This window comes from Streptomyces sp. NPDC032198, assembly GCF_040636975.1.
Classification (GTDB): domain Bacteria; phylum Actinomycetota; class Actinomycetes; order Streptomycetales; family Streptomycetaceae; genus Streptomyces.
On sequence record NZ_JBEZVL010000018.1, the window covers coordinates 86887 to 108313 of the forward strand.

16 protein-coding genes are annotated in these 21427 nt (G+C 69.3%); 12 read left to right on the plus strand and 4 right to left on the minus strand.

What is annotated here, in order from left to right; translation table 11 throughout:
- Window positions 1-6 precede the first annotated feature (6 nt).
- From AB0E78_RS37040 to AB0E78_RS37090, 11 genes are all read left to right on the plus strand, one after another.
- The gene (locus tag AB0E78_RS37040; RefSeq protein WP_361842580.1) at window positions 7-900 is read left to right on the plus strand and encodes a carbohydrate ABC transporter permease; all 894 of its coding nucleotides are present in this window, start codon (window positions 7-9) and stop codon (window positions 898-900) included.
- 150 nt (window positions 901-1050) lie between these two features.
- Window positions 1051-2313: an extracellular solute-binding protein gene (locus AB0E78_RS37045; RefSeq protein ID WP_361842583.1), complete on the plus strand. Its 1263-nt coding sequence runs from the start codon at window positions 1051-1053 to the stop codon at window positions 2311-2313.
- Window positions 2314-2424: 111 nt separating this feature from the next.
- Window positions 2425-3303, plus strand: coding sequence for a sugar ABC transporter permease (locus AB0E78_RS37050; RefSeq protein ID WP_361842586.1), 879 nt, complete (start codon window positions 2425-2427; stop codon window positions 3301-3303).
- The gene (locus tag AB0E78_RS37055; protein ID WP_361842589.1) at window positions 3303-4187 is read left to right on the plus strand and encodes a carbohydrate ABC transporter permease; all 885 of its coding nucleotides are present in this window, start codon (window positions 3303-3305) and stop codon (window positions 4185-4187) included. The genes AB0E78_RS37050 and AB0E78_RS37055 overlap by 1 nt, the downstream gene beginning before the upstream one ends.
- Window positions 4188-4386: 199 nt before the next feature.
- Window positions 4387-5586, plus strand: coding sequence for an ROK family transcriptional regulator (locus AB0E78_RS37060; RefSeq protein ID WP_361842592.1), 1200 nt, complete (start codon window positions 4387-4389; stop codon window positions 5584-5586).
- Between the two features lie 120 nt (window positions 5587-5706).
- Window positions 5707-6822: a sugar ABC transporter substrate-binding protein gene (locus AB0E78_RS37065; protein ID WP_361842595.1), complete on the plus strand. Its 1116-nt coding sequence runs from the start codon at window positions 5707-5709 to the stop codon at window positions 6820-6822.
- A gap of 193 nt (window positions 6823-7015) precedes the next feature.
- Window positions 7016-7804, plus strand: a complete 789-nt coding sequence (locus AB0E78_RS37070) for an ATP-binding cassette domain-containing protein (RefSeq protein ID WP_361842598.1) — start codon at window positions 7016-7018, stop codon at window positions 7802-7804.
- Window positions 7801-9090 carry a sugar ABC transporter permease gene (locus AB0E78_RS37075; RefSeq protein WP_361842601.1) on the plus strand — a complete coding sequence of 430 codons (1290 nt, stop codon included), beginning with the start codon at window positions 7801-7803 and terminating at the stop codon, window positions 9088-9090. The genes AB0E78_RS37070 and AB0E78_RS37075 overlap by 4 nt, the downstream gene beginning before the upstream one ends.
- Window positions 9091-9290: 200 nt before the next feature.
- On the plus strand, window positions 9291-11225 hold the full coding sequence (gene dxs, locus AB0E78_RS37080) for a 1-deoxy-D-xylulose-5-phosphate synthase (protein ID WP_361842604.1): 1935 nt from the start codon (window positions 9291-9293) through the stop codon (window positions 11223-11225).
- A 113-nt stretch (window positions 11226-11338) separates the two neighbouring features.
- Entirely contained in the window at window positions 11339-12865 is a 1527-nt protein-coding gene (locus AB0E78_RS37085) for an amino acid permease (RefSeq protein ID WP_361842606.1), read from the plus strand.
- 83 nt (window positions 12866-12948) lie between these two features.
- Entirely contained in the window at window positions 12949-14430 is a 1482-nt protein-coding gene (locus AB0E78_RS37090; RefSeq protein WP_361842609.1) for a glycosyltransferase family 39 protein, read from the plus strand.
- Here the strand turns inward: AB0E78_RS37090 and AB0E78_RS37095 are convergent.
- On the minus strand, window positions 14385-14792 hold the full coding sequence (locus AB0E78_RS37095) for an NTP pyrophosphohydrolase (RefSeq protein ID WP_361842612.1): 408 nt from the start codon (window positions 14790-14792) through the stop codon (window positions 14385-14387). The two genes, AB0E78_RS37090 and AB0E78_RS37095, sit on opposite strands and share 46 nt — an antisense overlap.
- 113 nt (window positions 14793-14905) lie before the next feature.
- Between AB0E78_RS37095 and AB0E78_RS37100 the strand changes: the two genes are divergently transcribed.
- Complete coding sequence (locus AB0E78_RS37100) at window positions 14906-16048, plus strand: hypothetical protein (RefSeq protein ID WP_361842614.1); 1143 nt, start codon at window positions 14906-14908, stop codon at window positions 16046-16048.
- Between the two features lie 63 nt (window positions 16049-16111).
- On the opposite strand, the gene AB0E78_RS37105 is transcribed toward AB0E78_RS37100, so the two are convergent.
- The 3 genes from AB0E78_RS37105 to AB0E78_RS37115 all read right to left on the minus strand — a co-directional run bounded on the left by AB0E78_RS37105 (window position 16112) and on the right by AB0E78_RS37115 (window position 21352).
- The gene (locus AB0E78_RS37105) at window positions 16112-18244 is read right to left on the minus strand and encodes a 3-hydroxyacyl-CoA dehydrogenase NAD-binding domain-containing protein (protein WP_361842616.1); all 2133 of its coding nucleotides are present in this window, start codon (window positions 18242-18244) and stop codon (window positions 16112-16114) included.
- Window positions 18241-19467 carry an acetyl-CoA C-acyltransferase gene (locus AB0E78_RS37110; protein ID WP_361842619.1) on the minus strand — a complete coding sequence of 409 codons (1227 nt, stop codon included), beginning with the start codon at window positions 19465-19467 and terminating at the stop codon, window positions 18241-18243. The genes AB0E78_RS37105 and AB0E78_RS37110 overlap by 4 nt, the downstream gene beginning before the upstream one ends.
- Window positions 19468-20074: 607 nt before the next feature.
- Entirely contained in the window at window positions 20075-21352 is a 1278-nt protein-coding gene (locus tag AB0E78_RS37115; protein WP_361842622.1) for a ribonuclease D, read from the minus strand.
- Between the last annotated feature and the right edge of the window lie 75 nt (window positions 21353-21427).

A 21427-nucleotide genomic window follows, 5' to 3' on the forward strand; every position in this document is an offset into this window, starting at 1 on the left:
TGCATCATGACCACGACCACCGCGCCCCGCACCGATGCCGCCAAGGAACCCCGCCGTGGGACCGGTGAGGCGGGCGGAACGACGCTGAACGTCTTCTCGCACGCCTTCCTCGTCCTGTGGGTGATCCTCGCCGCGGGCCCCCTCGTCTGGGTCGCGCTCACCGCGCTGCGCCCCTCGGTCGAGATCCTCAGCGATCCGATGGGCTGGCCGACGTCCTTCCACTGGGAGAACTTCGCCCACGCGTGGACCACGGCCAACATCGGGCAGTACGCCCTCAACTCGCTGATCATCCTGGCCGGTTCACTGACCGGGACGATGCTTCTGGGTTCGATGGCGGCGTACGTGATCGCCCGCTTCACCTTTCCGGGCAACCGGCTGATCTTCATGCTCTTCGCGGGCGGGATGATGTTCCCGGTCATCCTCGCCCTCGTCCCGCTCTTCGCGGTCATGGAGAACTTCGGCCTCCTGGACACCCGGCCGGGCCTGATGATCGCCTACATCGCGTACTCGCTGCCCTTCACCGTCTTCTTCCTGACCTCCTTCTTCCGGACGCTGCCGACCGGCGTCCAGGAGGCGGCGATGGTCGACGGGGCGTCGCACACGCGCACGTTCTTCCAGATCATGCTGCCGATGGCCAAGCCCGGTCTGGTGAGCATCGGCATCTTCAACTTCCTCGGGCAGTGGAACCAGTACCTGCTTCCGCTGCTGCTCAACAACGAGGAGGAGAGCAGGTACGTGCTGCCCCAGGGCCTTGCCACGCTGGCCGTGTCACAGGGCTACCGGGGCGACTGGGGAGCCCTCTTCGCGGGCCTGACGATCGCGATGGTTCCGGTGCTCGTCGTGTACGCGGTCTTCCAGCGCCAGGTGCAGGCGGGGCTCACTGCGGGTGCTCTCAAGTGACCCTGCGCACAGGTGATTTCAGCTTGGCCACGAAAGTGGTCTAGGCCTGTCGCGGCAATTCCGGCCGTGAGTAATGTCGGCCCCACGGCGCCGCGGGGGGAACCTTTTGCCCGCGTTCAAGTCGACACCGATGTCGAAGGGTTGAACAGCATGAGGAATCGATTGATCGCCACCGGTGCGGCGACGCTCGCGATGGCCATGGGACTCACCGCGTGCGGCGGTGACAGCGACAGCGGCGACGGCAAGACCATCAAGCTCGTCGCCGCCGACTACGGCGACAAGGCCTCCAACGCCTCCAAGAAGTACTGGGACGGCGTGAAGAAGGAGTTCGAGAAGGAGAACAAGGGCTACACGGTCGACGTCCAGGTCATCAACTGGAACGAGATCGACAAGTCCGTCAAGAACATGATCCAGGCGGGCAACCAGCCCGACCTCCTGCAGACCGGTGGCTACGCCGACAAGGTCGCGGACGACCTGCTCTACAAGGCCGACGAGGTCCTCTCGCCCAAGACGCGGGAGAACCTCATTCCGACCTTCGCCAAGGCCGGCGAGGTCAAGGGCACCCAGTACGGCATCCCGTGGGTCTCCTCCAGCCGCGTCATGTTCTACAACAAGGCCGTCCTGAAGAAGGCGGGCGTGAAGACGCCGCCCAAGACGTGGGACGAGGTCGCCGCCGCGGCGAAGAAGATCAAGTCCTCCAAGGCCGCCGAGACCCCGTACGCCCTGCCGCTTGGCCCCGAGGAGACCCAGGGCGAGACGATGATGTGGGAGCTCGGCAACGGCGGTGGCTACACCGACGCGAGCGGCAAGTACACGCTCGACAGCGCCAAGAACGTCGAGACCTTCGACTGGCTGCAGAAGAACCTCGTCAAGCCCGGCCTCACGTACTCCAACCCGGCCTCCACCGACCGCAAGACGGCCTTCGCCGACTTCGCGGCGGGCAAGGTCGGCATGCTCAACGGCCACCCGAGCCTGATCCAGATGGCCAAGGACGGCAAGGTCGACTACGGCGTCGCGCCCATCCCCGGCAAGGAGGGCCCGCTGCAGTCCACCCTCGGCGTGGCCGACTGGATGATGGCCTTCAAGGACGGCGGCGCGGAGAAGGAGGGCGTGAAGAAGTTCCTGGACTTCACGTACTCCAAGAAGATGCTGCAGTTCGACGAGATGTACAACCTGATGCCCGTCACCCAGGACACCCTGAAGACGATGCAGACCAGCGGCAAGCACAAGGACCTGGAGCCGTTCTTCGCGGTCCTGCCGAACGCCAAGTTCTACCCGCTGGGCGACACCTCGTGGGACGTCATCTCCGCCGAGATGAAGAAGACCGGCGGCAAGGCCGCGAGCGATGACCCCAAGACGGTCCTCGGTGACCTGCAGAAGAAGGCGGAAGCGGCGGCTGCCGAGGCCAAGTAGCAGCCATACCGCACCAGTTCGCTCCGTACGCAAGGAGACCTTGTGTCACTGAAGGCCCCTCCGCCCCCGGCCGAAACCGGCCGGGGACGGAGCGGGCGCGCACCCAGGCCGGTGAGCCGACGCAGCGGCATCGCCCGACTCGGCCCGTTGCCCTGGATAGCGCCCGTCATTCTGCTGATCCTCGCCGTGGTCATCTGGCCGGTCGTCGAGCTGATCCGCACCTCGTTCCTCAACATCTCCATCGCCGGCATCGTGCGCGGCAGCGCGGGGACCGACAAGTACAAGAAGCTCTTCGAGGAGACCGACTTCGGGTCGGTCCTGCTCTGGACGGTCGTGTGGACCGTCGTCGTGGTGTCGGTGACGATGCTGCTCTCGCTCGCCCTCGCCCAGCTCTTCAACCAGAAGTTCCCCGGCCGCACCGTCACCCGCTGGGCGCTCATCGCGCCCTGGGCGGCATCCGTCCTGATGACCGCCATCGGCTTCAAGTGGATGCTCAACCAGACCGCGGGTGTGCTCAACACGCTGATGCTGGACCTCGGTCTCATCGACAAGTCCAAGGACTGGCTCGGCAAACCGGAGACGGCCTGGCCGTGGATGATGGCCGTCGCGATCTTCGTGTCGCTGCCCTTCACCACGTACACGCTCCTCGCCGGACTGCAGACCATCCCGCACGAGGTCTACGAGGCGTCGCGGATCGACGGGGCGAGCCCCTGGCAGACGTACCGGCACATCACGGTGCCGATGCTGCGGCCCGCGTTCCTGGTCGGCGTGGTCATCAACCTCATCAACGTCTTCAACTCGTTCCCGATCATCTGGGCCATGACGCAGGGCGGTCCCGGCTATGACACCTCCACGACCATGGTGTTCATGTACAAGCTGAAGGAGACCGACATCGGCGAATCCGCCGCGATGTCGGTGGTCAACTTCGCGATGGTCGTCGTACTCGTGCTGATCTTCCTGAAGGTCAGCCGATGGAACGAGGAGGACTGATGGCCACCGCGACCCAGACCCGCGCGGGGTCACCGAAGAGCCCCGCGCCCCGCCCCACGGCCAAGCGCACGTTCCGGCCGCGCACCCTGGTCATCACCGTGGTCGCCTGGGCGCTCGCGGCGATCTTCCTGGCTCCGTACCTGGAGATGGTGATCACCGCGCTGCGTCCCAAGGACGAGCTGCGCGACCGGACGTACCTCCCGCAGAACCTGGAGTGGTCGAACTTCATCGAGGTCTGGAAGGAGTCCGAGCTCGGCCAGAACCTGCAGGTGACCCTGCTGGTCGCGGGCGGCGCGACGCTCCTGGTGCTCCTGGTCTCGCTGCCCGCCGCGTACTACACGGCGCGCGTGCGCTACCGGGGACGCAAGGCCTTCCTGCTGCTCGTCCTGATCACCCAGATGTTCCAGCCCACCGCCCTCCTGGTCGGCCTCTACCGCGAGTTCCACCAGCTGGACATGCTCAACTCGGTCTGGACGCTGATCATCACGAACGCGGCGTTCAACCTCGCGTTCGCGGTGTGGATCCTGACCGCCTACATCAGCTCCATCCCGCCGGAGCTGGAGGAGGCGGCGATGGTGGACGGCACCAGCCGCTTCGGGGCGATGGTGAAGGTGACGCTGCCGCTCGCGCTGCCGGGCGTGGTCACCGCGGTGATCTTCACCTTCATCACCTCCTGGAACGAGTTCGTGATGGGCCTCACGCTCACCACCGAACCCGACAAGCAGCCGCTGACCGTCGGCATCAACAACTTCATCGGCGCCTACACCGTGGAGTGGAACTACCTCTTCGCGGCGTCCGTGGTGGCGATCGTGCCGGTCATCGTGCTGTTCGCCTTCATCGAGCGGCACGTGGTCTCGGGTCTCACCGCGGGATCGGTCAAGTAACGGATCGGCCCTCTCAGGCCGGGTCTGGGTGGTTTGGGGTGCATCCTCGCCACTTGGACCCGGCCTGTCCCGCTGTTCCGGAGTGCCGATTTGGGTCAAGGACTTGACTGCGCCAACCCGTTCAGCAGAGCTTGGAGTTCACAACTTGTACGGGCAGCGAAGTCGCTGTGACGTCATACGGAAAAGGGTGGCTGAGTCAATGGAGACTCCGGGGTCGCAGTCGTCGCTGCACCGGGCCAATCTCGAGCGGGTCGTACGTGCCGTACGGCTCGCCGGGTCGCTCACTCAGGCGGAGATCGCCAGGACGACAGGTCTGTCCGCGGCCACGGTCTCCAACATCGTCCGGGAGCTCAAGGACGGTGGAACGGTCGAGGTCACGCCCACCTCGGCAGGCGGCCGCAGGGCCCGCAGCGTCGCGCTCAGCGGCGACGCGGGCATCGTCATCGGCGTGGACTTCGGCCATACGCACCTGCGCGTGGCCGTCGGCAACCTCGCCCACCAGGTGCTCGCCGAAGAGGCCGAGCCGCTGGACGTGGACGCGTCGGCCGCGCAGGGCTTCGACCGGGCGGAGCAGCTGGTCAGCAGGCTGATCGCGGCGACCGGCGTGGACCGCGCGAAGATCGCGGGCATCGGCCTCGGCGTGCCGGGGCCCATCGACGTGGAGTCCGGGACGCTCGGCTCGACCTCGATCCTGCCGGGCTGGACGGGGACGAAGCCCGCCGAGGAGCTCAAGGACCGCCTCGGGGTCCCCGTGCACGTCGACAACGACGCCAACCTCGGCGCGCTCGGCGAGCTGGTCTGGGGGAGCGGCCGCGGAGTCAAGGACCTCGCGTACATCAAGGTCGCGAGCGGTGTCGGCGCCGGTCTCGTCATCGACGGGCGGATCTACCGCGGCCCCGGCGGCACCGCGGGCGAGATCGGCCACATCACGCTGGACGAGTCGGGCCCGGTCTGCCGCTGCGGCAACCGCGGCTGCCTGGAGACCTTCGCGGCGGCCCGCTATGTGCTGCCCCTGCTCCAGTCCAGCCACGGCACCGAGCTGACCATGGAGCGCGTGGTGGGCCTCGCGCGGGACGGCGACCCCGGCTGCCGCCGCGTGATCGCCGACGTCGGCCGGCACATCGGCAGCGGTGTGGCCAACCTCTGCAACCTCCTGAACCCCAGCAGGGTCGTCCTCGGCGGTGACCTGGCGGAGGCCGGTGAGCTGGTCCTGGGGCCCATCAGGGAGTCCGTGGGGCGCTATGCGATCCCCAGCGCCGCGCGCCAGCTCTCCGTGCTTCCAGGGGCTCTGGGGGGCCGTGCGGAGGTGCTCGGAGCGCTGGCCCTCGCACTCAGTGAAATGGGCGATTCGACCCTTTTGGATGGCTCTGCACCGGTGGCCGCACCTGCCTTCACTTAGATAACGCATGGCACCGTTGTCATCTCGTTAAGGATTTACTCCTTGACGCCGGTGTGGCGGCCGAGTTGACTTCGAGCCACCTCGGCCGCAACGACGCGGCCACGTCAGGGAGGCCCCCGAATGAACACGCGTATGCGTCGTGCCGCCGTTGCCGTTGCCGCCACCACCATGGCCGTCACCCTCGCCGCCTGTGGCAGCGCCAAGGAGTCCAGTGGTGACAAGTCCGATGAGCCCAGCTCCAAGAAGGGCGACGCGCTGAACATAGGTCTGCTCCTGCCGGAGAACCAGACCGCGCGTTACGAGAAGTTCGACAAGCCGCTGATCGAGAAGCACGTCAAGGATCTGACGAACGGCAAGGGCAAGATCACCTACGCCAACGCCAAGCAGGACGCCAACACGCAGAACCAGCAGGCCGACACCATGATCACCAACAAGGTGGACGTGCTGATCGTGGACGCCGTGGACTCCAAGGCGATCGCCGGTTCGGTCAAGAAGGCCAAGGAGGCGGGCATCCCGGTCGTCGCGTACGACCGCCTCGCCGAAGGCCCGATCGACTCCTACACCTCCTTCGACAACGAAGAGGTCGGCCACGTCCAGGGCAAGGCCCTCCTCGAGGAGATGGGCGACAAGGCCAAGGACGGTGAGATCGTGATGATGAACGGCGCGATCACCGACCCGAACGCCAAGCTCTTCAAGAAGGGCGCCGAGGCCGAGCTCAAGGGCAAGGTCAAGGTCGGCAAGTCGTACGACACCAAGGAGTGGAAGCCGGAGAACGCCAACGCCAACATGGAGGGCGCGATCTCGGCGATCGGCAAGGACAAGATCGTCGGTGTCTACTCCGCGAACGACGGCATGGCGGGCGGCATCATCACCGCCCTCAAGGCCGCCGGCATCTCCAAGCTCCCGCCGGTCACCGGCCAGGACGCCGAACTCGCCGGTGTGCAGCGCATCGTCGCGGGCGAGCAGTTCATGAGCGTCTACAAGTCCTACCCGCAGGAAGCCGAGATCGCCGCGAAGATGGCCGTCGCGCTCGGCAAGGGCGAGAAGCTCGACTCGATCGCCAAGACGACCGTCGACAGCCCCACCGCCAAGGACGTTCCCACCGTTCTCGTCCCGGTCGTCTCGCTGACCGACAAGAACATCAAGGAGACCGTCATCAAGGACGGCATCTACTCCGTCGACGAGATCTGCACGGCCAAGTACAAGGCCGACTGCGGCAAGGTCGGCCTGAAGTAAGTCCCCCCAGCAGCCCGGGACTTCACCACCATTGAGGCCTGTCCGGCGCCCCGTTCCAACAGCCCCGCAGCTCTAGGCGGGGCGCCGGACAGAAACGCGCTCCGGTCACCCGCGGCTCGTTTCGTTCCTTTCGTTCTTCTCGTTCTTCTCGTTCTCTTCTGTTCAACCTCCCGCCGGTCAGGCGGCGAAGGAGATGGTTCACGTGTCCGCTACGCCCGTGTTGGCGTTGCGCGGGGTCTCCAAGCGATTCGGTGCCGTCCAGGCGCTCACCGACGTCGAGCTTGAGGTCCACGCCGGTGAGGTGGTCGCCCTGGTCGGCGACAACGGCGCAGGAAAGTCCACGCTGGTCAAGACGATCGCCGGCGTGCATCCCATCGATGACGGCGTCATCGAGTGGGAGAGCAAGGCCGTCCAGATCAACAAGCCGCACGACGCCCAGAACCTGGGCATCGCGACGGTCTACCAGGACCTCTCGCTGTGCGACAACATCGACGTCGTCGGCAACCTCTTCCTCGGGCGTGAGCTGCGCAAGCGCGGTGTGCTCAACGAGGTCGAGATGGAGCGCCGCGCCCGCGAGCTCCTCACCACGCTGTCGATTCGCATACCCAGCGTCCGCATTCCGATCGCCTCGCTCTCCGGCGGTCAGCGCCAGACGGTGGCGATCGCCCGCTCGATGCTCGGCGAGCCCAAGCTCGTCATCCTCGACGAGCCCACCGCCGCCCTCGGCGTCGAGCAGACCGCGCAGGTCCTCGACCTGGTGGAGCGGCTGCGCGAGCGTGGCCACGCGGTCATTCTCATCAGCCACAACATGGCGGACGTCAAGGCCGTCGCGGACAAGGTGGCGGTGCTCCGGCTCGGCCGGAACAACGGGATCTTCGACGTGAAGACCACCTCGCAGGAAGAGATCATCTCCGCGATCACGGGTGCCACGGAAAACGCCGTGACCCGTCGCGCGGCGCGCAACGTGGAGGTCCAGAAGTGAGCATCGAGAAGACCTCCACGCCAGGCGACGCACCCGTCGACGCCCCGCCGGCCGCGGCCGACGCCGTCACCGCGGTGGACCCCCGCCTGCTCGTGCGCGAGCAGGGGTTCGCGGGCTACATCACCGAGTTCAAGCGCAAGATACGCGCCGGTGACCTGGGTTCCATCCCGGTCATCGCGGGCCTCATCATCATCTGGGCGATCTTCGCCAGCATGAACTCGCGCTTCATGACCGCGGAGAACCTCAGCAACATCTCCGTCGCCATGGTCGGCACCGGCCTGATCGCGGTCGGCATCGTCTTCGTGCTGCTGCTCGGCGAGATCGACCTGTCGGTCGGCTCGGTCAGCGGTGTCTCGGGCGCGGTCGCCGCCGTGCTCGCCGTCACGCACGGCGCCCCCGAGTGGGTCGCGCTGATCGTCGCCATCCTCACCGGCACCGTGATCGGCACCATCCACGGCTTCTTCTTCGCGCGCATCGGCGCCCCGGCGTTCGCCGTCACCCTGGCAGGCCTGCTGTTCTGGCAGGGCTTCATGCTGCAGATCCTGGGTGACAACGGCACCATCAACCTGGACTCCGACGGCCTGATCGCCAAGCTGACCTCGTACTACTTCACGGACGTCGCCGCCGCCTACGGCCTCGCGGTCGTCGCCGTCGCCGCCTTCTTCCTCTCCGCCTTCCTGGACAGCCGCCGCCGCGAGGCGGCCGGCGTCCCGTCCAGGCCGCTGAGCGAGATCATCGTGCGCACGGTGGCCCTGGCCGTCGTGGCCTTCGCCGCGGCGATCATGTTCAACCAGTACAAGGGCCTGCCCCTGGCCCTGGTGATCTTCCTGGTGGTCCTGGTCGGCACCGACTTCGTGCTGCGCCGCACCACCTACGGCCGCAAGGTCTTCGCCCTCGGCGGCAGCGTCGAGGCGTCCCGCCGCGCGGGCATCAACGTCACCCTGGTCCGTACGTCGGTCTACGCGATCGCCGGTACGTTCGCGGCGACCGGCGGTCTCTTCATGGCCTCCAAGATCGCCGCCGCCAACCAGGGCGCCGGCACCGGTGACCTCCTGATGAACGCCATCGCGGCGGCCGTCATCGGCGGCACCAGCCTCTTCGGTGGCCGGGGCCGCACCTGGAACGCCCTCCTGGGCGTCATGGTGATCACGTCGATCCAGTACGGCTTGGCGCTCGAAGGAATCGCGACTCCGGTCCAGTACATGATCACCGGTGGCGTACTGCTCGCCACGGTCGTGATCGACTCGATCACCCGCAAGACCCAGAAGACGGCAGGCCGCGCCTGACCTGCCAGAACCCGGTACAGAGCTGCCCGGCACCGCAATGACGCGGTGCCGGGCAGCTCTCTGTGTCCCGCCGGGGTACCGCCGATCGCGTGATGCGGAACTCCCGGCCCGGACGTCACCTTCGGCGGCGGAACATTAGACTCAACAGGCCCGGCAACATCCGGTCAACGCTCGAACAGCTCTACTGCAAGGAGGCACGGGTGCCGCTGCTGACCCGCATCAGGGGACCGCGCGATCTGGACCGGCTCAGCCCGGAGGAGCTGAACCAGCTGGCCGGCGAGATCCGCGCCTTCCTCGTCGACGCAGTGTCCAAGACAGGCGGCCACCTCGGCCCCAACCTCGGCGTGGTCGAGCTCACGATCGCCATGCACCGCGTCTTCGAGTCGCCCCGCGACAAGGTGCTCTTCGACACCGGCCACCAGAGCTACGTGCACAAGCTGCTCACCGGCCGTCAGGACTTCGGCAAGCTGCGCACCAAGGGCGGCCTCTCCGGCTACCCCTCGCGCGCCGAGTCCGACCACGACGTGATCGAGAACTCGCACGCCTCGACGGTCCTCGGCTGGGCCGACGGTCTCGCCAAGGCCAACGAGGTGCGGGGCAAGGACGACCACGTCGTCGCCGTCATCGGCGACGGCGCCCTCACCGGCGGCATGGCCTGGGAGGCGCTGAACAACATCGCCGCCGCCAAGGACCGCCCCCTGGTGATCGTCGTCAACGACAACGAGCGTTCGTACGCCCCCACCATCGGCGGCCTCGCGAACCACCTGGCGACCCTGCGCACCACCGACGGCTACGAGCGCTTCCTGGCCCGCGGCAAGGACTTCCTGGAGCGCACCCCGGTCGTCGGCAAGCCCCTCTACGAGACACTGCACGGCGCGAAGAAGGGCCTGAAGGACTTCATCGCCCCGCAGGGCATGTTCGAGGACCTCGGCCTGAAGTACGTCGGCCCGATCGACGGCCACGACATCGAGGCCCTGGAGTCCGCCCTGGTGCGCGCCAAGCGCTTCGGCGGCCCGGTCATCGTGCACTGCATCACCGAGAAGGGCCGCGGCTACAAGCCCGCAGAGGAGGACGAGGCCGACCACTTCCACGGCATCGGCCCGATCCACCCCGACACCGGCCTGCCCATCGCGTCCGGCGGCATGGACTGGACGTCCGTGTTCGGCGAGGAGATGGTCAAGCTCGGTCACGAGCGCGAGGACATCGTCGCCATCACGGCCGCGATGCTCCAGCCGGTCGGCTTGCAGAAGTTCTCCAAGGCCTTCCCCGACCGGGTCTACGACGTGGGCATCGCCGAGCAGCACGCGGCCGTCTCCGCGGCGGGCCTGGCCAGCGGCGGCCTGCACCCCGTCTTCGCGGTGTACGCGACGTTCCTCAACCGCGCCTTCGACCAGCTCCTGATGGACGTGGCCCTGCACAAGTGCGGCGTCACCTTCGTCCTGGACCGCGCCGGAGTCACCGGCACGGACGGCGCCTCGCACAACGGCATGTGGGACATGTCGATCCTGCAGTGCGTGCCGACCCTGCGGATCGCCGCCCCGCGCGACGCCGACCAGGTCCGCCTCCAGCTGCGCGAGGCCGTCGAGGTGGACGACGCCCCGACCGTCGTGCGCTACTCGAAGGGCGCGGTCGGCCCGGCGGTCAAGGCCGTCGGCAAGGTCGGCGGCATGGACGTCCTGCGCAAGGCGGGCACCAGCCGGCCCGACGTCCTCCTGGTCTCCGTGGGCGCGCTCGCCCCGATGTGCCTGGAGATCGCGGACCTCCTGAACAAGCAGGGCATCACGACGACGGTCGTCGACCCCCGCTGGGTCAAGCCCGTCGACGAGGCGCTCGCCCCGCTCGCCGAGCAGCACCGCGTGGTCGTCACCGTCGAGGACAACTCCCGTGCGGGCGGCGTCGGTTCGGCGATCGCCCAGGCCCTGCGCGACGCGGGCGTCGACGTACCGCTGCGCGACTTCGGCATCCCGCCGCGCTTCCTGGACCACGCGTCGCGCAAGGAGATCATGGCCGAGATCGGTCTGACCGCCCCGGACATCTCCCGCCAGGTGACCGGCCTGGTCGCCAAGCTGGACGGCAGGTTCGAGCGCACGGCAGCCGTGGACTCGGTCGAGGCGGGGGAGCCCGCGCGCGACTGAGTCAACATGCACCGCCGATGGGCCGGTTTCAGCACCCTGTACGGGTGGTGGAACCGGCCCATTCGCGTGAATCGACACGCGCCGGGGCTTTCGGGGTACTCGCTCTCTCGATCATGTCGGGGACGACAAGCGTGGGAGGTACGCCCGTGAGCAGCAGTCTCTTCAGGACGAAGAGCGTCGAGCAGTCCATCAGGGACACCGAGGAGCCGGAACACGCGCTCAAGAAGTCGCTGTCCGCCCTCGACCTCACGGTCTTCGGCGTCGGTGTCATCATCGGCACCGGCATCTTCGTGCTGACCGGAAAGATCGCCAAGGAGACGGCGGGGCCCGCGGTCGCCCTCGCCTTCGTCGTGGCCGGACTCGTCTGCGGACTCGCGGCGCTCTGCTATGCCGAGTTCGCGTCGACGGTGCCGGTCGCCGGGTCCGCGTACACCTTCTCGTACGCCTCTCTCGGGGAGTTCCCGGCCTGGATCATCGGCTGGGACCTCATCCTCGAGCTGGCGCTCGGCTGTGCGGTGGTCGCCGTCGGCTGGTCGGGCTATCTGCGCTCGCTCCTGGACACCGCCGGGATGCATCTGCCGCAGTCGCTGAGCGGCACGCACGAAGGGAACTTCGGCTTCGACCTGCTCGCCTGTGTGCTGGTGCTCGTCCTGACCGGCATCCTGGTCGCGGGCATGAAGCTGTCGTCGCGGGTCACGAACGTCATCGTCGCCGTCAAGGTCACCGTGGTGCTCCTGGTCATCATCGTCGGCGCCTTCTTCATCACCGGCGCCAACTACGACCCGTTCATCCCGGCGTCCGAGCCCGCCGAGGGCGGCGGCGGCATCACGGCGCCGCTGGTCCAGCTGATCTTCGGCTTCACGCCCTCGCACTTCGGCGTGATGGGCGTCTTCACCGCGGCGGCCGTCGTCTTCTTCGCGTTCATCGGCTTCGACATCGTCGCGACCGCCGCCGAGGAGACCCACAACCCGCAGCGCGACGTGCCCCGCGGCATCCTCGGCTCGCTCTTCATCTGCACGATCCTGTACGTCGCCGTCTCCGTCGTCGTCACGGGCATGCAGAAATACAGCGAACTCTCCACGGACGCGCCACTCGCGGACGCGTTCAAAGCCGTCGGACACCCCTTCTGGGCGGGCCTGATCAGCTTCGGGGCGGCGGTCGGACTGACCTCGGTCTGCATGATCCTGCTGCTCGGCCAGACCCGCGTGTTCTTCGCGATGAGCCGTGACGGGCTGCTGCCCCTGACCTTCTCCAAGGTCCACCCCACGTTCGGCACCCCCTACCGCTCCACGCTGCTGCTCGGCGGGATCGTCGCGGTCGTCGCGGGCTTCACCTCCATCGACGAACTGGCCGAACTGGTCAACATCGGGACGCTGTTCGCCTTCGTCGTGGTCGCTCTCGGCGTCATCCTGCTGCGCAAGCAGCGCCCCGACCTGCCGCGTTCCTTCCGCACCCCGCTGGTGCCGTTCGTGCCGATCCTTTCGGTGCTCGCGTCGCTGTGGCTGATGCTCAACCTGCCGGCGGAGACCTGGCTGCGGTTCGGCGTCTGGATGGTGCTCGGCATCGTCATCTACTTCGTCTACGGGCGTTCGCACAGCCGTCTGCACCAGCGCGACCCGCAGGCCGACGACGCACGGTAGTCGTCCATCCTTCACCGAGCCTTCTCGTCCGGCCCTGTATGTCCCGATCCAAGGGGAAGTGCGGGGCCGGATACCGTGCACACATGCTCGCCGAGCCCTCCGCATCACTACGCTCCGTACGCACGCTCCCGGCGCCCCGAGCGCCGTACTGGCCGCGCCTGCTCCCCCTGCTCGCCGCGCTGGCCTGCCTCACCCGGATCCCCTCCTTCCGGTGGCCGCTGTGGAGTCCGGACGAGGGCTATCTCGCCGTCCAGGCAAGGATGCTGGCCGACGGGGGAGAGCTCTATGAAACGGTCGTCGACCGCAAGCCACCGCTCGTCCCCTGGCTGTACGAGGGGGCGTTCGCGCTCTTCGGGGACGCCACCCTGCTCCCGCTGAAGGTGCTCGCGGTGGCGGCCCAGCTCCTGACCGCCGTCCTCCTCGCCCTCATCGCCAGGCGCCGCTGGGGCGACCGCGCGGGCCGCACGGCGGGCGTGCTCCACCTCCTCGTCTCCGTCGGCCTGAACCCCGAGGACGCGCAGGCCGCCACCTTCGAGGTCTTCATGCTGCCGTGCACGGCCGCCGCCCTCTGGTGCGCGGACCGGCGCCGCTGGGGGGCGGCGGGTGCCGCGGTGGCCTGCGCGTTCCTCGCCAAGCAGACCGGGGGAGCGGCCCTGGTGCCGGTGGCGTGGCTGCTGTGGCGGACGGGCGGCGCCCGAAGGGACTTACTGCGCCTGGGAGTCGGGCTGTGCGGGCCGGTCATCGCGGCGGCCGCGGTGACGCATCCCGCGGGGTTCCTGTTCTGGACGGTGACGGGCTCGGGGGCGTACGCCTCCTTCACCGGCTCCGAACTCCACGTGCTCTTCCGGGGTCTGACGAACACGGCACTCCTCGCGGCGGCCTGCACCGGGTTCATCCCGCCCGTCGTACGGGTCCTGCGCATCGCCCGCACCGGATCGACGGAACTATGGCTCTGGCTCGCCTCATCGGCGGGCGCGGTCCTCGCCGGCTTCCACTTCTTCGGGCACTACTACCTCCAACTGACGCCGCCGCTCGCCCTGTTGGGCACCGCCGCGCTCCAGATCCTGCCCCGGGAGCGCACCCTGACGGCGGTGTCGGTCTCGGCCGGGGCGTGCGCGCTGTTCCTGGCCTGGGGGATGCTGGCGCCGCGCCCCGAGCTGGCGCACGCGGAGCGGATCGCGGGCGAGATCCGGGCCCGCACGTCACCCGGGGAGCGGGTCCTGGTGTGGGGCATACACCCCGAGACGTACTGGCTGGCCGACCGCGCCCCCGCGAGCCGCTATCTCACGGCGGGGCTCCTGACCAACTACAGCGGTGGCCGCGACGGCCCTCAGGTGGGCGAGAAGTACGCCGTGGAGGGCGCCTGGCAGGTCTTCCGCGGCGAACTGGCGGCCCATCCGCCCGCGCTCGTCGTGGACGACTCCCGGGGCAAGCCCTTCGCGCCGCAGCGGGTGCCCTCCCTGCGGCGGATCCTCGCTGCGGGGTACGAGCGCGTGGGGGTGGTGGACGGCGCGGTGATCTACTCGCGCCCCGACGCGGGCCGCTCCCCCTCGGCCGCGGGCTGACGCACCGCACGCGGGCCCAGGCACTCGGCACCCAGCTCGCCGACGCGGCGGCGCAGCTCCCGGTCGGCCGTGACGACGACGCAGGGGCGCGGTGCCGCATCGGCGACCAGCTCCACGATGCGGTCGTCGCCGCTGCCGGGCGCCGGGACCACACGTACCCCTTCGACGGACTCCACGCCGCGAGCCGCGCCCTCCACCACGAGGGTGACGTCGAGCGGCCCCGGACGGCCCGGGAGCCCCGCTTCGGCGTACGCGACGAGCCGGTCCCGCAGCCGCTCGGCGGCCCCGTGCCGGTCACGCCACCAGCCGTCGGGGACCGAGCCGACGACGTTCGCCGCGTCCACGACGAGAAGAGTTCTCATGGCGTCACCCTGGCACACCGGGGCCGCTCGCCCCGGCCGGGAGCCGATCGCGGCGAACGTAGACTGACAGGACCGGAGAAAACGAACACTCGTAGGAAGGCCCGCGCCGAGTCATGCCGCAGAGGTCCGCCCCCAGGCCCGAGCGGGACCCCTCCCGCCAGACGGCCGCCGCCGCCGACCACGCGGCGAGCGGCACCCTCGCGACCGGCCGCTGGCTGCTGCGCGGCAAGGACGGCAGGCTCACCGCGTACGCCCGCTCGGCGGACGGTCTGCTGCGCTGGACGGAGACCCGTCCCGGCGGCCCCGACTGGACGGGCCCCGACCTCTTCGAGGCGCCGCACCTGACCCATCTGACCCTGGCCCAAGGTGCCGACGGGTACGTCCACTTCATCGCCCTGCGCACCCTGCCCAAGGAGGGCGGCGGCACGGAGGTCGACGTCGTGCACGCCCTCCAGTACCAGTCGGGCCGCCCGCTCATGGACTGGCGCTCGCTCGGCAACCCGCACACGAAGATGGTCGAGCGTGCCCCGCACCTCGGCGCGCCGACCGCCGCGGTGGACGCCGCGGGCACGGTCCACGTCTTCGTGCGCGACGCGGTGAACAGCGTCCGGCTGCGGCGCGAGGGCAAGGGCGGCAAGTGGGAGGGGTGGAAGGACTTCAAGGTCCGCGAGGTCCTCGACGGCATCACGGCGGTCGCCACCTCCACGGGCCGGGTGGAGGTCTACGGCCCGGCGGAGAACAAGACGCTGCACTGGGCCCAGGAGAAGCAGGGCGGCGAGTTCCAGCGCGCCGGCGACATCCCGCTGCCCCCGGCCGCGGGCTCGGGCACGGCCCTGGAGACGGGCCCCGATCGCCTCACGTTCTACGCGGCCGACGCGCGCGGCAAGGGCGTCCTGGCCCACCGCGGTGACGACGAGGACATGCGGCCCCTCGGCGGGGTCCCGGACCAGGGCCCCACGGCAGCCGTACGCGCGACGATAGAGGGGCACGACTGCACGGTCCTCGCCCACCGGGGCCAGGACGGCCGCCCGGTCATAGCGGCCTACCCCACGGAGGACGAGAAGGCGGGCGTCTGGTGGTCCGAGACGGGTGAACCCTGTCTGGGCTCCCCGGCGTTGGCGCTCGACGCCCGGGGCCGTGTGGTCATGGCGACCATCGGCCTGGACGGCACGCTGCGGCTCGCACGCCAGAAGGCGGAGTCGGGGCTCGCGCTGGGCGCGTGGGCGCGGGTTCAGGGAGTCCTGCGAAACGGGTGACGCCCGGCCGGCCCCAGGGGCCGGCCGGGCATCACCCGTCTGCGGAGGTGCTGCGCGAGGGTGTTACGCGGGCACGCTGGCCACGCCCTGCGCCAGGAACGGCTTGCCGTTGACCCGCTCGCTGACACCGGCCCGGTCCAGGTACGGCGTGATGCCGCCCAGGTGGAAGGGCCAGCCCGCGCCGGTGATCAGGCACAGGTCGATGTCCTGCGCCTCGGCGACGACGCCCTCGTCGAGCATCAGGCCGATCTCCTGCGCCACGGCGTCGAGCACGCGGTCGCGGGTCTGCTCCTCGGTCAGGACGGTGTCGCCCTGCTTGAGGAGAGCGGCGACCTCGGGGTCGAGCTCCGGCTTGCCGGAGTCGTAGACGTAGAAGCCGCGCTTGCCGGCCTTGACGACCGCCGCGAGGTTCGGGGAGACGGTGAAGCGGTCGGGGAAGGCACGGTTGAGCGTCTCGGAGACGTGCAGACCGATGGCCGGACCGACCAGTTCGAGGAGCACCAGCGGCGACATCGGCAGACCGAGCGGCTCGACGGCCTTCTCGGCGACGGTGACCGGGGTGCCCTCGTCGATGACGTTCTGGATCTCGCCCATGAAGCGGGTGAGGATGCGGTTCACGACGAACGCCGGGGCGTCCTTCACGAGCACCGCGGTCTTCTTCAGCTTCTTGGCGACACCGAAGGCCGTGGCCAGCGAGGCGTCGTCCGTCTGCTCGCCGCGCACGATCTCCAGGAGCGGGAGGATCGCGACGGGGTTGAAGAAGTGGAAGCCGACGACCCGCTCGGGGTGCTTCAGCTTCGACGCCATCTCGGAGACCGAGAGCGAGGAGGTGTTGGTGGCGAAGATCGCGTGCGCCGGGGCGACCGCCTCGACCTCCGCGAACACCTGCTGCTTGACGCCGATCTCCTCGAAGACGGCCTCGATGACGAAGTCGGCGTCGGAGAAGCCCTCGGCCTTGTCCAGGACACCGGAGACCAGGCCCTTGAGGCGGTTCGCCTTGTCCTGGTTGACGCGGCCCTTGAGGAGGAGCTTGTCGATCTCCTCGTGGACGTAGCCGACGCCCTTGTCGACGCGCGCCTGGTCGATGTCGGTCAGCACGACCGGCACCTCCAGGCGGCGCAGGAAGAGCAGCGCGAGCTGCGAGGCCATCAGGCCCGCGCCGACGACGCCGACCTTCGTGACCGGGCGCGCCAGGTTCTTGTCCGGGGCACCCGCCGGGCGCTTGGCGCGCTTCTGGACGAGGTTGAACGCGTAGATGCCGCTGCGCAGTTCGCCGCCCATGATGAGGTCGGCGAGCGCCTTGTCCTCGGCGTCGAAGCCCTTCTGCAGGTCGCCGTCCTTGGCGGCCTCGATGATCTCCAGGGCGCGGTAGGCGGCCGGGGCCGCACCGTGCACCTTGGAGTCCGCGATGCCACGGCCGCGCGCCACGGCGGCGTCCCAGCCCTCGCCGCGGTCGATCTCGGGGCGCTCCACCGTGAGCGAACCGTTCAGGACGGAGGCCGTCCAGATCAGCGACTGCTCAAGGAAGTCCGCGCCCTCGAAGAGCGCGTCGGCGATGCCGAGCTCGAAGACCTGCTTGCCCTTGAGCTGGCGGTTCTGGTTCAGCGAGTTCTCGATGATGACCGAGACGGCCTTGTCGGCGCCGATCAGGTTCGGGAGCAGCGCGCAGCCGCCCCAGCCCGGTACGAGACCGAGGAAGACCTCGGGCAGCGAGAAGGCCGGCAGGGCCTTGGAGACGGTGCGGTACGAGCAGTGCAGACCGACCTCGACACCGCCGCCCATGGCAGCGCCGTTGTAGTACGCGAAGGTCGGCACGGCGAGGCCGGAGAGGCGCTTGAAGACCTCGTGGCCGCCCTTGCCGATGGCGAGCGCGTCCTCGTGCCGCTTGAGGATCTCGACGCCCTTGAGGTCGGCGCCGACGGCGAAGATGAACGGCTTGCCGGTGACACCGACGCCGACGATCGTGCCCTCGGCCGCCTCCTTCTCGACCTGGTCGATGGCGGTGTTCAGGTTCGCCAGGGAGCCGGGGCCGAAGGTGGTCGGCTTGGTGTGGTCGAAGCCGTTGTCGAGCGTGATGAGCGCGAAGCGCCCGGCGCCCGCGGGCAGGTCGAGGTGGCGTACGTGCGCCTGCGTGACGACCTCGTCCGGGAACAGCTCGGCCGCACCCTTCAGAAGCTCAGTGGTGGAGCTGCTCACTTGTCGCCTCCGGCGTCCTTGTGGTTCGGGTTCTCCCAGATGACCGTGGCGCCCATGCCGAAGCCGACGCACATCGTCGTCAGGCCGTAGCGGACGTCCGGCTGCTCCTCGAACTGCCGCGCCAGCTGCGTCATCAGACGCACGCCGGAGGAGGCGAGGGGGTGGCCGTACGCGATGGCGCCGCCGTACTGGTTCACGCGCGTGTCGTCGTCCGCGATGCCGTAGTGCTCCAGGAAGGCGAGCACCTGCACGGCGAAGGCCTCATTGATCTCGAAGAGACCGATGTCGGAGATGGACAGACCCGCCTGGGCGAGCGCCTTCTCGGTGGCCGGGATCGGGCCGTAGCCCATGACCTCGGGCTCAACACCCGCGAAGGAGTACGAGACGAGCCGCATCTTGACCGGCAGGTCGTGCTCGCGGGCGAAGTCCTCGGAGGCGATGATCGACGCCGTGGCGCCGTCGTTGAGGCCCGCGGCGTTGCCGGCGGTGACGCGGCCGTGCGTACGGAACGGTGTCTTCAGCCCGGCGAGGCTCTCCAGGGTGGTGCCCGGACGCATCGGCTCATCGGCGGTGGCGAGACCCCAACCGGTCTCGCCCGCTTCTTCGTTGGTCCGCCGTACGGAGACGGGCACCAGGTCCTGCTGGATCTTGCCGTTGGCGTACGCCTTGGCGGCCTTCTCCTGCGAGCGCACCGCGTACTCGTCGGCACGCTGCTTGGTGATGCTCGGGTAGCGGTCGTGCAGGTTCTCGGCGGTCATGCCCATGAAGAGGGCGGACTCGTCGACGAGCTTCTCGCTCACGAACCGGGGGTTCGGGTCGACGCCCTCGCCCATGGGGTGGCGGCCCATGTGCTCGACGCCACCGGCGATGACGGCGTCGTACGCACCGAACGCGATGGAGCCCGCGGTCGCCGTCACGGCGGTCAGCGCGCCCGCACACATGCGGTCGATGGAGTAGCCCGGCACGGACTGCGGGAGCCCCGCGAGGATCCCGGCGGTGCGGCCCAGCGTCAGACCCTGGTCGCCGATCTGCGTGGTCGCGGCGATGGCGACCTCGTCGATCTTGGCGGGGTCGAGGGCCGGGTTGCGGCGGAGCAGCTCCCGGATGGCCTTGACGATCAGGTCATCCGCACGGGTCTCGTGGTAGATGCCCTTCGGGCCCGCCTTGCCGAACGGGGTGCGGACGCCATCAACGAAGACGACGTCCCTGACGGTACGAGGCACGATGGCTCTCCTCCAGGGTGCGGGTGCGCCTGCCGGCGCGCTTCCGGGTTCCATGCTACTTGCCGGTAACTATGCTGCCCAGTCCCGGTTCGGGGAGGCGAAGGTCACATTGTCCGGCGGGGGCGCCTTTAGCGGGGGCGCCGGGGGGTGAGGCTGCTGCTGGGGACCTTGTACGGGTACGCCCCCGCGGCGCCGGGGCCACTCCCTACGCCGCAGATCAGCTCGCCCTGCCCCGCGGCTTCGCGCCGGATGCCACCCACTTTCTGCGGCCGGCGGGGGCGTGTCCTGTCCCGCCGCTTCGCGCCGGATGTCTCCCGCCCGCCCACCCGATCGCCCTGCGTGCTTCCGGGAGCTGTAGGTGCTCGATGCACTGCCGGGTAAACGGGTGGGCGGGAGGAGGAGATCCGCCGCGAAGCGGCGATCCAGGGAGGCCCCCACGGCGCCCAGGGAGGCTCCCCACGCGAACCACCCACCCGCCCCTCACCCCGGCACTGCGGGGTAATCGGGTGGGTGGGTGGGAGACATCCGCCGCGGAGCGGCGGGCCGGGCCGGGATGGCGGCGGCGTCAGGACGAGGCCGCGGCGGTCCAGCTCGGGTGGCCCCGGCGTCAGGCCGGGGTCGTGGTGAGGGCCTTCACCAAGGCGGGCGTCACCTGCGTGATCTGCCACTGCCGCGCCCCGTGCGAGGCCAACGCCGCGGCCACGGAATCCGCGTCCACCTGACCCGGCGGCTCCCAGCAGACCCTTCGTACCGTGTCCGGAGTGATCAGGTTCTCCTGGGGCATGTTCAGCTCCTCGGCGAGAGCCGAGACTCCGGCCCGCGCGGCGGAGAGCCGAGCGGCGGCGGCCGGGTCGCGGTCCGCCCAGGACCGGGGCGGCGGCGGCCCGGAGACGGTCTGTCCGGGCTGCGGGAGCTCCGCGTCGGGCAGGGCCTTCGCACGGTCCACCGCGGCCTGCCACTGCTCAAGCTGGCGCCGCCCCATGCGGTGCCCGAAGCCGGTGAGACCGGAGAGCGCGTGGACGTTCGGCGGAAGGCCGAGCGCCGCCTCCACGATCGCGCCGTCACTGAGCACCTTGCCGGGCGACACGTCCCGCCGCTGGGCCACCTTGTCGCGGGCGGTCCACAGCTCACGTACGACCGCCATCTGGCGACGGCGCCGCACCTTGTGCATCCCGGACGTACGCCGCCAGGGGTCCTTGCGCGGCGGCGCCGGCGGGGCGGAGGAGATCGCGTCGAACTCCTCGCGGGCCCACCCCAGCTTCCCCTGCCGGTCGAGCTCCTTCTCCAGCGCGTCCCGCAGGTCCACGAGCAGCTCGACGTCGAGCGCCGCGTACCGCAGCCAGGGGTCGGGCAGCGGCCGTGTCGACCAGTCGACCGCCGAGTGGCCCTTCTCCAGGACGAAGCCGAGCACGCCCTCGACCATCGCGCCGAGGCCGACCCGGGGGAAACCCGCGAGGCGCCCGGCGAGTTCCGTGTCGAAGATGCTGGTGGGGATCATGCCTATTTCGCGGAGGCACGGCAGATCCTGCGTCGCGGCGTGCAGCACCCACTCCGCGTCGGAGATCGCCTCACCGAGCTCCGACAGGTCGGGGCAGGCGACGGGATCGATCAGAGCGCTGCCCGCGCCTTCACGGCGGAGCTGCACGAGATAGGCACGCTGGCCGTACCGATAGCCGGACGCACGTTCGGCGTCCACGGCCACGGGGCCACTTCCTGCCGCGAACGCGGCGATCACCTCGGCGAGCGAGGTTGCGTCGGCGACCACCGGAGGAATTCCATCACGCGGCTCGAGCAAAGGGATCGGCGCCGTTTCGACGTCGTCCGGAGGGCCGCCTCCGGTGGTTCGCAGTGAACTGTCTGCTGCGGTCTCTTGGGCGTCGGTCACCTGTCAAGGGTATCTGTGTATGCACAGCGCCCGTCGACGGAACGTTCCGTCGACGGGCGCGCGAGGGGTGTAAAT

Coding starts and splice junctions, on each gene's coding strand:
- AB0E78_RS37045 (WP_361842583.1), top strand. CDS start 1,051: ATGAGGAATCGATTGATCGCCACCGGTGCGGCGACGCTCGCGATGGCC.
- AB0E78_RS37040 (WP_361842580.1), top strand. CDS start 7: ATGACCACGACCACCGCGCCCCGCACCGATGCCGCCAAGGAACCCCGC.
- AB0E78_RS37100 (WP_361842614.1), top strand. CDS start 14,906: ATGCCGCAGAGGTCCGCCCCCAGGCCCGAGCGGGACCCCTCCCGCCAG.
- AB0E78_RS37065 (WP_361842595.1), top strand. CDS start 5,707: ATGAACACGCGTATGCGTCGTGCCGCCGTTGCCGTTGCCGCCACCACC.
- AB0E78_RS37090 (WP_361842609.1), top strand. CDS start 12,949: ATGCTCGCCGAGCCCTCCGCATCACTACGCTCCGTACGCACGCTCCCG.
- AB0E78_RS37055 (WP_361842589.1), top strand. CDS start 3,303: ATGGCCACCGCGACCCAGACCCGCGCGGGGTCACCGAAGAGCCCCGCG.
- AB0E78_RS37095 (WP_361842612.1), bottom strand. CDS start 14,792: ATGAGAACTCTTCTCGTCGTGGACGCGGCGAACGTCGTCGGCTCGGTC.
- AB0E78_RS37060 (WP_361842592.1), top strand. CDS start 4,387: ATGGAGACTCCGGGGTCGCAGTCGTCGCTGCACCGGGCCAATCTCGAG.
- AB0E78_RS37085 (WP_361842606.1), top strand. CDS start 11,339: ATGTCGGGGACGACAAGCGTGGGAGGTACGCCCGTGAGCAGCAGTCTC.
- AB0E78_RS37070 (WP_361842598.1), top strand. CDS start 7,016: ATGGTTCACGTGTCCGCTACGCCCGTGTTGGCGTTGCGCGGGGTCTCC.